The organism is Helicobacter cholecystus (assembly GCF_003364215.1).
GTDB classification, from domain to species: Bacteria; Campylobacterota; Campylobacteria; order Campylobacterales; family Helicobacteraceae; genus Helicobacter_G; species Helicobacter_G cholecystus.
Map to the genome: position 1 here is coordinate 107,770 of NZ_NXLU01000002.1, position 16,154 is coordinate 123,923.

At 35.0% G+C, this 16,154-nt stretch carries 11 protein-coding genes; all 11 read left to right on the forward strand.

Going from position 1 to position 16,154, the window contains the following annotated elements; translation table 11 throughout:
* Nucleotides 1-5: 5 nt before the first annotated feature.
* Entirely contained in the window at nt 6-524 is a 519-nt protein-coding gene (ppa, locus tag CQA62_RS02325) for an inorganic diphosphatase (RefSeq protein WP_104724542.1), read from the forward strand.
* A 75-nt stretch (nt 525-599) separates the two neighbouring features.
* A complete protein-coding gene (locus CQA62_RS02330) occupies nt 600-1,892 on the forward strand; it encodes a TolC family protein (protein ID WP_104724541.1) in 1,293 nt (430 codons plus the stop codon).
* A 15-nt stretch (nt 1,893-1,907) separates the two neighbouring features.
* Nucleotides 1,908-2,642 (forward strand): efflux RND transporter periplasmic adaptor subunit, encoded by a 735-nt coding sequence (locus tag CQA62_RS02335; protein ID WP_104724540.1) that lies wholly within the window; start codon nt 1,908-1,910, stop codon nt 2,640-2,642.
* Complete coding sequence (locus CQA62_RS02340) at nt 2,642-5,686, forward strand: efflux RND transporter permease subunit (RefSeq protein ID WP_104724539.1); 3,045 nt, start codon at nt 2,642-2,644, stop codon at nt 5,684-5,686. The genes CQA62_RS02335 and CQA62_RS02340 overlap by 1 nt, the downstream gene beginning before the upstream one ends.
* A gap of 129 nt (nt 5,687-5,815) precedes the next feature.
* Entirely contained in the window at nt 5,816-7,267 is a 1,452-nt protein-coding gene (gene dnaB / locus CQA62_RS02345) for a replicative DNA helicase (protein ID WP_104724538.1), read from the forward strand.
* Between the two features lie 3 nt (nt 7,268-7,270).
* Nucleotides 7,271-11,659: an autotransporter outer membrane beta-barrel domain-containing protein gene (locus CQA62_RS02350; RefSeq protein WP_104724537.1), complete on the forward strand. Its 4,389-nt coding sequence runs from the start codon at nt 7,271-7,273 to the stop codon at nt 11,657-11,659.
* Nucleotides 11,660-11,668: 9 nt separating this feature from the next.
* A complete protein-coding gene (locus CQA62_RS02355) occupies nt 11,669-11,893 on the forward strand; it encodes a DUF2018 family protein (protein ID WP_104724536.1) in 225 nt (74 codons plus the stop codon).
* Complete coding sequence (locus tag CQA62_RS02360) at nt 11,886-12,272, forward strand: hypothetical protein (protein ID WP_104724535.1); 387 nt, start codon at nt 11,886-11,888, stop codon at nt 12,270-12,272. The genes CQA62_RS02355 and CQA62_RS02360 overlap by 8 nt, the downstream gene beginning before the upstream one ends.
* Entirely contained in the window at nt 12,262-13,170 is a 909-nt protein-coding gene (locus CQA62_RS02365; protein ID WP_158653687.1) for a polyprenyl synthetase family protein, read from the forward strand. The genes CQA62_RS02360 and CQA62_RS02365 overlap by 11 nt, the downstream gene beginning before the upstream one ends.
* The gene (gene hemA, locus CQA62_RS02370; RefSeq protein WP_104724533.1) at nt 13,170-14,468 is read left to right on the forward strand and encodes a glutamyl-tRNA reductase; all 1,299 of its coding nucleotides are present in this window, start codon (nt 13,170-13,172) and stop codon (nt 14,466-14,468) included. Before CQA62_RS02365 ends, hemA begins: the two co-directional genes overlap by 1 nt.
* Nucleotides 14,468-16,153, forward strand: coding sequence for a proline--tRNA ligase (locus CQA62_RS02375; RefSeq protein ID WP_104724532.1), 1,686 nt, complete (start codon nt 14,468-14,470; stop codon nt 16,151-16,153). The genes hemA and CQA62_RS02375 overlap by 1 nt, the downstream gene beginning before the upstream one ends.
* Nucleotide 16,154 lies beyond the last annotated feature (1 nt).

A 16,154-nucleotide genomic window follows, 5' to 3' on the forward strand; every position in this document is an offset into this window, starting at 1 on the left:
AAAAAATGAATCTTTCAAAAATCCCAGTGGGAGAAAATCCAGAAAAAATTAATGTAGTTGTAGAGATTCCCTATGGATCAAATATTAAGTATGAGCTTGACAAAGAAAGTGGAGCAGTGGTTGTAGATCGTGTGATGTATAGTGCAATGTTTTATCCTGCAAATTATGGATTTGTTCCTAATACTTTAAGTGATGATGGTGATCCTGCAGATGTGCTTGTACTCAATGAATATCCACTTCAGGCAGGAAGCGTGATTAAGTGCCGATTAATTGGAGTGTTACTTATGGAGGATGAGAGCGGGGTTGATGAGAAGCTTTTGGCTGTGCCTGTGAGTAAGATTGATCCAAGATATGATGATATTCACTCATTTGAGGATTTGCCAAAAATTACCTTAGATCGAATTAAGAATTTTTTTGAAACATATAAAATTCTTGAACCAAATAAATGGGTAAAGGTTAAAGAATATAAAGATAAAAAAGAAGCACAAAAGATCTTACAAAAGGCAATTGAGAGCTTTAAATAATTTAATTTATTTTTACTTTACAAAAGGGTGTTACTGTTTCAGTACTTTATTAAATCATCATTCACAAGGAAGAAAATGAGAATTAGTCATATTGCCTGTTTTGCATGTTTGGGATTTACCTTAAGTTATGGGTTAACTCCAGGCATGCAGAATGTTCAAAGATTTCAAGTAGATGCCTTACTCCCGAAAGCTCAGAAAACTTCTACTACTTTAAAAGATTTAATCCAGAGTGCTGAGAAAAACTATCAGATTTTGGCAAAAGATGATGGAATTGCTAAAGTTAAAGCTGAGAAGATGTCAGCATATCTTGAATTTGGACCCACAATTACTGCAAGTTATAATTATGGTTATCAAACTAATCCAAGTTCTTCAAGACCAAGCTATGTTGGGGATCAGAATTTGAGTGTGGGGATAAATTATGACCTATATACAGGTTTTACATCGATTAATAAAGTAAAGCAAAAGAATGCAGAAATTAATGCAAGTGTTGCAGATAAGAAATTTACTCAAGAGAGTTTATATCTTCAAATTATTCAGCAGTATTATGCATATTTTACATATTATTCTAATCTTCAATCCCTTAAACAGAAAAAAACACTTCTTATTTCTAATGTACAAAGATTGCAAAAACTTTATAATTCTGGATTAAGCACCATTAATGATGTAGAAGCCCTTCGAGCAGAGGCATCCCTAACAGAATATCAAATTGCTCAAGCAGAACTTGATGTAGAGCAAAGTCGTCTTAATCTTGAGCTTCTGGCTAACAAAGAGGTGAAATCACTTGCAAGAGTTGTGCTTAAAGATCCTCAGCTTAAAGTCTCAAAAACACGCTCAGATATTCTTGCTCTAGATGCCCAAGCCCAGAGTATTGACTTCCAAAAGAGACAAATTACTTATGCACCGACAATCTCTTTTTATGACAAATTTGGTTATAACCCAGATGGATTGAGTGTGACTGGAAGTGAAAAAATCCAAAATACTGTAGGCATTTCAATTACAATGCAATTTGATTCTATGTCCCGTTATATGCAAAAAGAAGCATTAGGGCTAAGCTATTTGCAAGCAACCAAGAATATTGCATATAAAAAAGAAGAGCAAAAGAAAGATATTAAACTCTATCGTAAATCTTTAGAAATTGCGAGGGCAAAAGTTAAATCAGCAGAGGCTGGCTTAAAATCAGCAATGATTGCTTTTGATAATATTAGCAAGCAATATGATGCACAGCTTGTTACTTATGTAGATTATCTTAATGCTCTCTCCCAAAAATTTACCGCAGAAGCAACTTATATTGAGAGTTTAAATAATTATGAAGTTCAGAAAGCAAACTTTGTTTTTTATAGTGGACAAGACTTAAAACAATACATCTAATCAAAAGGAGCCAAAATGAGAAAATTTTTATATTTTTTAATCTTTATGGGGGCATTGCAAGCAGAAAATGTATATGCAATTTTTAATGTTGTTCCTACTCAAGATGCTAATTTAACCCTTGATAGCGGTGGAACAATTGCTTTGGCAAATGTTGATGTGGGAAGTGAAGTAAAAAAGGGAGATATTCTCTTGGTACTTTCAAATAAAGATAAAGAAGCAAATCTAAAAATTCAGCAAGCCCAAAGTCAAGCAGTTGAGCAACAGTATTTATTTGCAAAAAAGCAGTATGAAAGATATAAAAAAAGTAAAGGGGCGGTAGATCGTAATACTTTAGATAAATACTACTTCGATTTTAAAAATCTTGAAAGTAGTTTTTTGCAATCTAAGCATAATGTAGATTATCAACGCGAGATTCTCAATAAAACAATCCTTACTGCTCCTTTTGATGGAATTATTGCAAGTAAAGAAGTAGAGGTTGGAGATGGTGTGACTGCAAATAGCACGATTTTATTCAGATTAATCAGCAAAGAAATAAAATTGGTTTTAGAATTTGATGTTAAATATATTGATTTTGTTAAAGAAGGAAGTGAATTTGAATTTAGCTCAGAAGACGGCAAAAGCAAAAGGGTTGTGAGGATTAGCAAGGTATATCCAACAGCAGATGAAAAAACAAGAAAAGTTAAAGCTGAAGCAATTGCGACAGGACTTATTCCTGGAACCTTTGGTGATGGATATATAAGGACTAAATGATGTATAAGTTTGCCATCAGTCGTCCAATTACAACATTAATGTTTGCTTTGGCATTGATCTTTTTTGGATTAATGTCATTGCAAAAAATGCCCGTTTCACTTTTTCCTGATGTTGATTTCCCCATTGTCAGAATTAAAACAACTTATGCAGGTGCAGGTCCTGAAACAATTGAGACTAAGGTTACAGATAAGATTGAAGAGGCTGTAATGGGGATTGATGGAGTGGATACTGTCACCTCAACAAGCGTGAGAAATGCAAGTATTGTTGTTGTGAAATTTAAACTTGAAAAGTCCATTGATGAGGCAATTAATGATGTAAGAGACAAGGTTTCTTCTATCCAGTTTGATAGTGGAGTAGATTCTCCAACAATTGATAAAGCTGATACAAGTAGCTCACCTGTCATTACACTTTTTGTAAGTAGTGATCAAGTTCCACAAACAGAGCTGATGAAACATGTTAATGATAGAATAAAGCCAATTTTACAAAGAGTTTCAGGTGTTGGGCTTGTAGATCTTAAGGGGTATCGTGAAAGAGAGATTAAAATTCTTCCCAATCCAACTTTAGTCAATAAATATAGGCTAACTTATAAAGACATCAGTGATGCACTTAGAAATGGAAATGTTGAGATTGATGGAGGAAAGATTGTTGATAAAACCAATGAATGGTCTATTATTACAGATGCAAATAGTCAAAATGTTGAAGATATTGGAAATGTAAGAGTTGCTGATGGAGTAAAACTCAAAGATATCGCAGAAATTAAAGATGGATTGTCAGAAGATACAACTTTTGCAACTTATAATAAAACTCCTGGAGTGATTTTGGATGTGCAAAAAATTGCAGGGAAAAATGATATTCAAATTGCTGATGGTGTTAAGGCCTTAATTCCCAAGATTGAAGAGCTTGATAAACGTTATACGACTAGTATTGTTAATGACACTACAGATTATATTAAAGATTCAATTGCAGATGTTAAGTTTGATCTAGTTTTAGGTGCATTGCTTGCCGTCTCAATCGTTTTCCTTTTCTTAAGAAATGCAACAATTACTTTAGTTTCAGCTATCTCTATTCCTGTTTCAGTACTTGGGACTTTTGCTCTTGTGTATTTTGCAGGCTTTACACTTAATATGATTACGATGCTTGCAGTAACTTTGGCAATAGGGATCATTATTGATGATGCGATTGTGGTGATTGAAAATATTCATAAAAAGCTTGAGCATGGAATGAGTAAGAGAGAGGCGGCTTATGAAGGTGTGAGAGAAATTGGTTTTGCTCTTGTTGCTATTTCTGCAATGCTCTTATCTGTGTTTATTCCTGTTGGGAGTATGAGTGGAATTGTAGGAAGATTTTTTCAAAGCTTTGGAATTACCATTGCCTTAGCGATTGGACTTTCTTATATTGTTGTTGTGACAGTCATCCCAATGGTAAGCGCCATTGTTGTTAATCCTAAACATTCAAAGTTTTATTACTTTACAGAGCCCTTTTTTACAAAACTTGATTTATTCTATGCCAAAATCTTGAGTTTTGTTTTAAGATTTAAATATCTCTTCTTGGTAGCTACATTTGGAATCTTTGCACTTTCCATTGTTTTACTTGGAAAAACAGGTGTAGAGTTTATGCTTAAAGAAGATAAAAATAAATTCAATGTCTATTTAAGTGTTGATCCAGGAATTAGTCTTGAGGAAATGGAGATTAGAACTCTAGCTCTCCAAGAAATGGTCAATCAAGATAAAGATGTAAAATTTAGCACACTTGAAATTGGCTTTTCTAATGGAGTGATTTATAAGGCAAAGATTTATGCTGCACTTAAACCCAGCAAAGAAAGAGAGCGGTCCCAGTTTTTAATTATGGATGAAGTTACAAATCGCTTAAGAAAAAGTCCTTATGCAAAAAATATGACTATTAATGCAAGTGAAGTGAGTGATTTTGGTGGGGGTGATAATTCCCCTTATCAAGTTAATGTTATGGGTACTTCTCAAGCCATCGTTGAGGAGGGTGCAAATAATTTAATGAAATTTCTGGCACAAAATCCAAATGTTGTAGGTATTCATTCAAGTTGGACAGGCAATCAACCTGAGTATAGAATTAAGGTCAATCGTGCATATCTCAATAAGTATGGTATTACAGCACAAGATATTGGAAATGCACTCAGTTCATCATTCTCTGGCGAAATTGCAGTAGCATATTTTAAAGAAGCAGGTAAAGAATACAATATTACAGTGCGTGTCCCTAATGATCAAAGAGTCAGTATTGATGATCTTAAAAAGATTCAGGTCAAGAATACAAATGGAGAGTTGATGTTCTTAGATGGATTGGTTGAGTTTACTTCTAGTACATCAGCTTCAAGTATTTCTCGTCTTGATCGCCAAAAAAATATCACAGTCTATGCCTCTGTAAAAGCAGGAAGTGGTTTAAGCTTAAGTGAAATGATCAAAGCAACAGAGGAAAATAAACATGAATGGTTACCTCAAGGAGCAAGTTATAAAACTCAAGGTGAGAGTGAGAATATGCAAGAGACAGCAAGTGCCTTTGGTGTTGCGATTATGACTGCATTTGTACTCATTTATCTTATTCTTGCAGCACTTTATGAATCTCTTGTTCAACCCATTATTATTATGATCACACTTCCTTTAAGTTTTGCGGGAGCATTCATTGCTCTTTTCTTAGCTGGCCAACCTTTAAGTATGTTTTCTTTTATGGGATTAATGTTGCTTATGGGACTTGTAGGGAAAAATGCTACCTTACTTATTGATGTGGCAAATGAAAAACGTGATGAGGGAATGGAAATTGATCAAGCATTAATGAGTGCAGGTGAATTGCGATTGCGTCCAATTTTGATGACAACTATTGCAATGGTTTTTGGAATGATTCCTCTTGCAATTGCTTCAGGGAGTGGCTCAGCAATGAAATCTCCCCTTGGAGTTTCAGTCATTGGCGGACTTTTGCTTTCTATGATGCTCAGTCTTTTGATTGTTCCAGTTTTCTATAAAATCCTAGCCCCTTTTGATAAGTGGTTGCATAAGTTCTATAAAGCTCCAAAAGATTGATAAACTTGAGCATATAAAGGGAAAATGGAGAAGATATCAATAAAAAAATAAGAGGGGGTAAATTGGGGTTGTTGGCTTTTTTTGTATAAAATGTTTGCTTAATTTTAGGGTGATTAAAGGCTAAGGTAAATGGAAGGCTTAGGGCTTCAAAATATAGAACGAACAATTCTTGCAACACTTTTTTTTAATGCAAATTATTTTGATGATGTTGCAGAAGTGATTGGTGAGAAAGATTTTTTAGATCCATTCCATCAATTGCTTTTTTCTGCAATACGAAAACAGGTTGAAAGAGGTGAGCCAGCAGGTGCTGATATTATTAAATCCTTAGTTTCTTCAGATCGACGCTTTGATGAGAATGCTCTACTTTATATTCTTACTCAAGCTCCCGCAAGCAATCCTGCCTTTTATGCAAGTTTGATTAAAAATGCTTCTCTCAAACGAGATTTACATGAAATTTCTACCTATATTGCACAAAATGCCAATAATGATGAAGTGGGTGCTTTAGAAATGGTTGAGGAGATTGAGAAAAGAGTATTTGATCTTTCCTTACCTACAGAAAACAGGGGTTTTAAGAACTCTGAGAAAATTGTAGAGGATACAATGAGGCTCCTTACGCAATACAAAGAAAGGGGCAATAATTTTCTTACAGGCTTAAACACAGGGTTTGCTGAACTCAATAAGCTTACTACAGGCTTTAATGGCGGAGAATTAATTATTATTGGTGCTCGTCCTTCTATGGGAAAAACAACTTTTGTTTTAAATATGGTTCAAAAATTTTTGAGCACTGCTAAGGGAGTGGCTTTTTTTTCTCTTGAAATGCAAGCTGAGCATTTGATGCTTAGAATGTTTTCATCATTGACTTCTACACCTTTGCAAAGAATGAGGATAGGGGATTTAAGTGATGAGGAGTGGAGTGCACTCTCTTCCTCTGCTAATCTGATTGCTTCTGAATGTTTTTTTATTGATGATAATCCTAATCTTTCCATTACGCAGCTTAGAAGTAAGGTAAGAAAACTCAAACTTCAATTTCCAGATATTGGAGTAGTTGTTGTGGATTATCTTCAGCTTATGAGGGGAAGTAAGTCTTTGGGTGGTGAGGGTAAGCGTCAAGAGGAGGTGAGTGAGATTTCAAGAGGATTAAAGCTTCTTGCAAGAGAGATGAATATTCCTATTATTGCACTCTCCCAGCTTAATCGTGGTCTTGAAAATAGAGATGATAAGCGACCCCAGCTCTCTGATCTGAGAGAATCAGGATCGATTGAACAAGATGCTGATGTGATTTTATTTCTTTATCGTGAAGATGTGTATCGCAAAAGAGAGGAGAAGGCTAAAGAGGAAAAAGCAAAAAAAGAAAATATTAATTATGTCTCAAACTATCAAGAAAGAGAAATTGAACCCGCAGAGATTATTGTGGCAAAAAATAGAAATGGTGAGGTAAAACATATTAAAATTCAGTTTAACAAGCCATTTATTCGTTTTGAGGACATTTCTGTAAATCTTGAGGAAAACTTTGATCCCAAAGATTATAAATCTAAATTCGATGGTGCAGTTTCTAGCAACTTCTCCATGCCAAGAGTATAAAGAATGAAAACCCATAATATATTTGTTTCCTTGATTGCCTCAAGTTTATTGCTTCAAGCTCAAGATTCTGAGGTGCAGATAGATTTTTCAGCAAGCTCCTCAGACTTAACGCATAAAACCCCCACTTGGAATCCTTTAGGCTTTAATAGTGATGATTTTAAGTGGGATCAAGATAGGGGAGTGTTCATCATTAATTCCAATTCCAATAAGGGTGCAGGTTCAACCCCCCCATCTTTAACACCCTTAGTACCACCGCCTAATGTTATTGCCACGTTTAGTTCGGATAAAAAAGATGAGGGAATCCTCACTTTGAAAAATTTTAATTTTATCAGCGGATATAAAAATTCAGAATTAAAATTACCCACTTTAAGTGAATTATCACAGATTCAATTTGGGAGTAAGCTTACAATTAAAAATGCAGATAGTAGTGGCACTCCCTTTAAAAGCTTTATTCTTGGAGGATATCAAAATAATACAGGTAATATTAACCTTTATAGTGGGACAAATTTAGCAATTGAAGGATTTACTCAAACAACTCTTAAAGGGGGTATTTATATTCGCAGTGGAAACACAAGAGGTTTAGACAGTAATAATAATGAAATTAATCTTTATACGGGGACAAATGATTCTGTAATGCGTAATGCAAGAAAAACATCATTAAGCATCAAATCTCAAAGTGATTATTCGCTTTTGAGTATGGAGGCCAGTCTTAATCTTGAAACTAATAATAATGATAAAACACAAGAAAAAGCCATTGCTTCTTTTAGCTCTGATATTCAAGGGGATACAAAAATCTTGGGCAGTGTGTATATTGCTGATAAGGCAGAGGTTTCTTTTAGGTCAAGCAATCATTTAGAGATTGGTTCAAGTATTAATATTTATGCACAAGAGGCAAAAAAAATCACAGAAGATTCTTTGGGTAATCAAAGTGTGGCACAAAGTGATAGAGAAGGAGCTAAAAAAATCAATCTCACTTTAGAGGCAACAAAAATTAGTCTCAATGGAGGGATTAATGTAGGGACAGGAGCAAGAGAACTTGTGACAAAAGTGGATAGCAATGGGATTACAAAAATTAATACCTATGCCACAGATATTGGATCAACTGCAAGCATTACGGCAAATATTGATTATAAAGGCACAAATTCTTCAAGTAAACCAGAGGATTGGGTAGAAGCCCAAAAAGCACAATTTATCCAAGGTGGGGGGTCAATGCGTATTGGGAAAAATTCAGACATTGTGCTAAGGGTCATTAATAATGAAAATGCTTTTGTCAAACAAAACGATTCACAAGAACAAGAATATGCAATGAATCTCACTCATGTGAGCATTGAAGAACAAAAAGAAAACAATAAGATACTTAATTTTGATGCACAAGTTCAGGTTAAGAATTCCTCAGCAGGTTCTCCACCTAATCCAATAGGAGTAACAAAGGCCAATGGAGGAAAGATATTGCTTAATGGTAGTTTTGATCTTGCTTCTAATGCTAGGGCGCTTATCCAAGCCTATGATGGCATTGATACAGGAAGCAGTGCAAAGTTTACTTTAGGAAAAGATTCCTTGCTTTGGCTCAAAGGCGCACAAGATAGTGGTTTGAGTATGGAATTCAAAGGTTCAATTAATGCTAATGGTGGGGCTATAGTTTTGGGTGATACTTATAAGAATCAATCTTCCACAGCAGAGTTTGAAACTCAACTCATCAACACCTCCTCAACTACAATCTCAAATTCTATGCGCAGCACAACTGAGCAAGCTCCTACTCGTCCGCCAACACGTGGAATAGATCAAGAAAATCATACACCTAGAGAACTTGATCCCGCAGGAGTATTTTTGCTAGGTAAAAGTAATGTTTTTGATAATCAAGGCACACTTACTTTTGATGGAGGGGGAAATCTTAGCACAATGACTTCACGTCAAGATAGTGTAGTGCGAGATATTTTAATTACTAACACCAAGAATAAAAAAGGTATCATTCAGGCCAATGGTGCAAAAAATGCAATCACTTCAAGTGGGAGCATCACATTAATCTCTCAAGACATTGCCCTCTCTTCAAAGACTTTAGATGATGAGAAAAAAACGCTCCAAGAAGGGGAGTTGATTTTGTATTCAAATTCTCTTAATGCTTCAAGTTTTATTCAATTAGGAAGCAACCAACCAAATTCTGGAAAAGATAAGGTGAGTATTAGTGGAGGGACTTTTAAGATTGTAAGTCAAATTGCAGGTGTTAAGAGCTATAACTTAAGATTAACTAAGACTAATTTGGATTTAAGTTCTCTTGCCCTCAATAATCAACTCTCTAACGCCAATACTTCTGATGCTTCTAAAAATGCCAAAAGTACAAATAGCGATGATGTGAGTGTTGCAGGAGCATTTGTTAATCTGAGAAAGCTTCAATTAGGAGGGAATGTCAATATTTTTGTTAATGATTCCCAGGGGATTATTGCCAATGGCGATGCAAGAGAGCTGAAGAAAGATTTTGTTGAAAATCTTGCTATTTTTGAAGTGCAAGGGAGCAATCAAATTATTTCTAACACAAAAGAGTCACAGACTCGCTTTAGCTTTGATAACTATGCAATCTTAAATCTTAAATCCAGTGCTTCTCTGTATGTTGGAGGGGATATTAATCATGCAGGAAGCCTTGTATTTAGTGCTGATCAATTTGGAATGGGAAGTTTAATCTTAAAGGGTGATTTAAATATTGATATGACCAACCATCAAGAGAGGGGTGAAACAGTTAATCCCCTTATTGCGATTAATCACACTAATTTCTACTCTCTTTTGGTTGATCAAGTCTATATGCTGATTAAGACCCAAGAGGGTAATATTAACTATCGAGTAGGAAGTGCTTTGCTTAAGCCTAATACACAGGATGGAAACACTCCTCAACCTAGGGATTCAGAGCTTACTTATGATTCGCAAAAGGCTCTCCTTAAAAATGAAATTGAAGATTATATCAATGGAAAAAATGCTTATGAGGGGAATGAAAATAAGTTGGGAATTTTCTTAAATGGGGTTGCTTTAATTGGTAATGATTTTATTGGATTTGGAGTGATTAGAAGTGAGGCAATTTCTCAAATTACGATTAATGGTACTCCAACAGGAGTGATTGATCAATATATGAAAATTCTTCAAAACTCCGATGGAGCAATTTCTGAGAAAAAAACTCAAGAGATGATAAATATCCTTAATTCTAGCGATTCAAAAGCTATGCAAGCTCTTAATAATGCGCTTGAAGCCAAAAATGGCTTAGAGCTTGGAATTTTAAAAGATATTGGATCTTATAATAGTGCATCTTTGGTTTCAGTGGCTAATCAAATTCAGCAAGCAATGAGAAGTGTGAGTGATATCAGTCGTCCTGTTATTGAAGATTTCAGAAAAATGAAAGTCATTAGAGAAATTGCTGTGCAAAATAGAATGGTGCGTTCTTCTAATCCCTATACTGCACAAATGGAACTTGAAAGTATTGTCAGTGAAATTTCTCCACATTTTGAAAATCAAAAATCATCAGAACAAAAAGACACACAATCTGTATCTCATGAACAAACCCATCAGGTTTTAGATGCTCCTGCACCTTTTTTGTTTGATGACCGGATTGCATTTAGAAATAATATTTGGTTTTCAGCTATTACTTCAACAAGCAAGACTTCTTTGGATAATTCTTCCTTATATGGAATGAGTTTGGGTTATGAGTATATGCCTATTCCAAATATTTTATTTGGAATATATGGAGCATATGGGTATTCAACTTATAAAGCCAATACACTTAAAAACTCAGCTCATAATCTTGATCTTTCGGCATATGTGAGATTGTATTATGGTGCTTCTGAATTTGATGTAACTTTGAGTTATCTTCATGGATTTAATCAGGCACAAACTCAATTCTCTAATTCTCTTGATCAAAGCTTTAATTTTGGAACAGATAGTTTTGATTTAAATATACGCTATGGATATATTTTTAAAACTCCTCTAAAAGGATTTCTCCTTAAACCTTTGGCAAATTTTACTTTTTATGGAGTAGGGTTGCCAACTCTAATAGGAGAAGGAAGTTCAAATTCAATTGTTTTAAATGAACAAATGCAAGGTGGGATGGAGTTTGGTGCAGGTCTTGAGTTTAGACAATATCTTAGTGCATTCTCCTATATTTATTTTTTGCCAAGCCTTGAATATAATCTTTATGAAAGTAAGGCAGAGAGTAGCGTTGCTTTTGTTGGGGCATCCAATAAGATGCATTATGGTTTGAGTCGATACGGTAAGTGGAATTTTTCACTCTATGCAGGAGGAGAGGGGTATATCAATCAAGCTTTCTCTATTAATGTGAGTGCAGGATATCGTGGTGCATTAGATACCCAAGAGCACAATTTGGGTATCTCTGCAGGACTAAAATATAAGTTTTAGGATTGATGAATGTTTGATGAACTTTTTGAAGGATCGCCAATTGCAAAATGGAAAGAAATTATTTTACATGCTTCACCTTCTTGTGTGGAAGAAGAATTAGAGCGATTATTAGAAGAGTTGGCAGTTTATGAGTTACAACAAGAAGGGGAAGAGATTAATGCGCAGAGCATTAATAGAAAAAAATGTGATCTTGCTATAACTTCAATGAGCAAGATTTTAAGCAAGAATGAATAGGTTTTTGTATTTTGTATTTTGTATTTCTTTTCTCTTTTGCCAAGAGCCCAATTGGACAAGTGAGCAAGAAGTAAGTCTTGCAATAAATCAAGAGCACAAAATGACTCTACTTGTTGGAAGCACTAATATGAGAGAATTTAAGTTTCATTGGACTTTATATATCGATGAGGGACTTGTTTTTTTGGCAAATTATGATGGCTTCAATCATCAAACCATTCTGTATAATACTTATAAAAAAAACGCTTTTAGAATTGGACTTAATCAAGAGGGCAAAAAAGGAATTTCTTCTTATCTTGTCGTATTTTTTAAATCCTATAATACAGATTCAAAAGAAGCGGTATTTAAGGTTGTAACCTATGGAGATGTCTATGTCCAATGATGCCTTGCAAAAGGTTAAAGAGCAGATTAAAACTTTTCTTTTAGAATTTGATAACCCTTTTATTCATAAGCTTTCTTCAAAACTTGCTCAAGGAAAAATGCTTAGAAGTCGACTTGTTTTTGCAATTGCTGGAGTAAGTAAGGAGAGTATTAAACTTTGCAGTATTATTGAGCTTATTCAGCTTGCATCCTTACTTCATGATGATGTGATTGATGGGGCAATGACTCGCAGGAACTCCGCATCACTGAATGCATTATTTGGAAATAAAAATTCTATTATGCTTGGAGATGCACTCTACTCCAAAGCTTATGCTCATTTGCTCTATTTCCCTTCTGAGATTGCTCAAAGTATTGCAAATTCAGTTTGCGCTCTTTCAAGTGGAGAGATTAGAGATGTTTTTCTCTCCCAAAGCTTTAATCCCTCCCTTTCAGAGTATTTGCTTATGATTAAAGAAAAGACCGCATCTTTGATTGCATCAACTGCACAGAGTGCAGCGCTTTTAGTTGGTGAGGATTGTGGGGCGTATTATCATTATGGAGAGTGCTTAGGAATTGCTTTTCAGATTGTTGATGATATTTTAGATATCACTCAAAATGAAAAAATCTTAGGAAAACCAGCAATGACAGATTTTCTTGAAGGTAAAACAACTCTACCTTATATTTTTCTCTATGATGTGCTTCCTCAAGAAGAGAGGGATATTCTTGCCTCTTTGCATCATAAGAGTTTGGATAAAGAGCAAAAAGTATGGCTTTTTGAGAGGTTTGAAAAATATAGGATCATCAATCAATCTTTTGAGTATGCAAAAGAGTATGCAAAAAGTGCTGTTTGTAAACTTCCAAAAGGATATAACACAGAGCTAGATGCGATGATTGAGGCGATGATTGAGAGGTATTATTAATGTATGCAATAATCAGTTTTTCTCACAAGAGACTTGATATTTCATTACGAGAGCAAATCGCTCTTTTGCAAGATGAGATTCCTTATTTTTACCAAGGAATATTTCAAACTTCTTCTGCAGTAGAGGAATGCATCATTCTCTCCACTTGCAATCGTTTTGAGATTTTGCTTTATGGGAAAGCATTAAAACAAGAAGATTTGGAGGGATTGATTGACTTTTTGGCTCAAAAAAGAGGGATTGAGAGCAAAATTTTAAGAGAGAATGCAAATGTGCTCTGTGATAAAGAAGCAGTTGAGCATATCTTAAAAGTAGCAAGCAGTTTAGATAGTCTTGTTGTGGGTGAAACACAAATTACAGGTCAGCTCAAGAGTGCATATAAAATTTCTTTTAATCTTGGATTTTGTAAAAAAGCTCTAAGTCGTCTTGTGCATTTTGCATTTAAATGTTCTGCTCTTGTGAGAAACCAAACTCAAATTTCTAAAAGTCCAATATCTGTGGCTTCTGTTGCAGTGACAAAGTTTATGCAATATCATCCAGATCAAAAAGAAAAAATCATTGTTGTAGGAACTGGTGAGATTGGGAGCTTATGTGCAAAACATTTGCTTTCTCATGGTTTTAGCATCATTCTTTTAAGCGGTCGGATTCAAAGTGCACAAGCTCTAGCTAAAGAGCTTGGAGAAAGGGTAGAAGTTGCTCCTTTATCTTCTTTATATTCTCTCCTTAGTTTGCATCCCTATCTTTTTACAGCCACAGGAGCTCCTCATGCAATCATTACTCAAGAGGTTGTTCCCCCTAAAAAGCAATGTTTATGGTTTGATATGGCATTGCCTAGAGATATTGAGGATGGGATTATAGGAGCTGAAGTCTTTGTGATTGATGATCTACAAGAGATTGTCAATGATAATATTAATAAGCGTCAGCAAGAACTTAGCAATGCTCTAAAGATTATTGATGAGCAGACAAAACAATTTTTTGCTTGGATTAAAACCTTGGAAGTTGAGCCTATTATCAAATCCTTTAGAGCTAAAGCAAAGGAGTGTGCAATCTCTGAAATTAAAAGAGCGGTGAAAAAGGGCTTTTTAGCTAGAGAAAATGCTCAAGAGGTTGAGAGAATCTTGCACAATGCATTCAATAAATTTCTTCATCATCCTACAGTCTATATCAAGACCATTAAAGAATGTCCAGAGGGAGATTTTATCTTGGATAATGTTAAAAAGCTTTTTGATTTAGGTGGAGTAGAGATTTATCAAAACCCTTATAAATGTGAAAGAGATTTCAAAAGCAAAAAGGATCTGTGATGAGAATGAGTCAAAGTTTTATATTCACAACAAAAGAAACTCCTAAAGATGCTGAGCTAAAGAGTCATCAATATCTTCTTAGGGCAGGCTATATTCAACAAGTAGGAGCAGGGATTTATAATCTTTTGCCTTTAGGTTATAGGGTTTTAGAAAATATTAAAAATATTATTAGAAAGGAAATGGATGCTTCTGGTGCGCAGGAATTGCTATTGGGATTTGTTACTCCTGCATCATTATGGCAAAAATCAGGAAGATATGAAAAATATGGCAAAGAACTTTTGAGGTTTAAGGATAGAAAAGATCAGGACTTTGTTCTTGGTCCCACTCATGAGGAAGCTGTTGTAGAGTGTGTGAAGGGGAGGGTAAAAAGCTATAAGCAACTCCCTCTCAATCTCTATCAAATTCATCTTAAGTTTCGTGATGAGCTTAGAGCTAGATTTGGGCTTATTCGTGGACGTGAGTTTGTGATGAAAGATGCATACAGCTTTCATTCAAACTCTGAGGATTTAGATAGGGAATTTCTATTAATGGAGAGTACTTATAGGAAAATTTTTGATTCTTTTGGGGTGGAGTATGTTGTTGTTGAGGCGGATAGTGGTGCAATTGGAGGGAGTGGGAGCAAAGAATTTATGCTTTTGGCTGATTGTGGTGAGGATACTTTAATTGTTTGTAAAAATTGTGGATATGCAAGCAATATTGAAGCAGGGAAGAGAAAGAAAAAAGATTACCCACTTTGCAAGAATAATCTTCAAACCATCTCTACCCCCAATCTTAAAAGTATTTCCGAACTCTCAAGTACCCTTAATATCCCACCCTTCCATATTTTAAAGTGCGTTGCTAAAGGGGTGAGAATGCAAGAAGGGGAAAATAAAGTCGCACTTTTTTTTCTTAATGGTGCTGATGAGCTTGAAGAGACTAAAGCCTATAATGCAATAAGTAGGATTGATGCAAATGTTTTAGAGCTTTATGATATTCCAAGTGATGAGCTTAAGGCTAAGGGGTATTGCGTAGGTTTTATGGGGGTAGGCGCTCAGGGGGATTTTATCATTTATGATGAAGAAATAAAAGAAGGAGAGGTTTATTTAAGTGGTGGAAATGAGATAAATTTGCATACCTATATTCAAATAGACAGAGGGGTTAATAAGGCAGATTTAGTGGCCGTACAAGAGGGTGATGAGTGCCCTTGTTGTGCAGGAAAACTGGAATATAAAAAGGGTATTGAAGTGGGGCATATCTTTAAGTTAGGAGAAAAATACTCTGCTTCTATGGGTGCAACATTTTTAGATATTCATGGAAAAGCACAACATTTTATTATGGGGTGTTATGGGATTGGAGTTTCTCGTCTTATTTGTGCTATTGCAGAGCAAAAAAGTGATGAGAGAGGTTTGGTGTGGGAGAGGAATATTGCTCCTTATGAATGTGTAATCATGATTTCAAACATTAAAAATCAAGCACAAAGAGAGGCAGGAGAAAAACTTTATGCCAAACTCCAAGCACAAGGGATTAAAGTTTTGCTTGATGATAGAGATGAACGTTTTGGTGTAAAAATCACGGATTTTGAACTCTTGGGGATTCCAGTGGGTTATTTGATTGGAAAAACTCTTGAAGAAGGCAAGATTGAAAAGATTACAAGAAAAGGGATGAATAGGGAAATTTTAGAGTTTGCAGAGGTGATAGGAGAGTAGC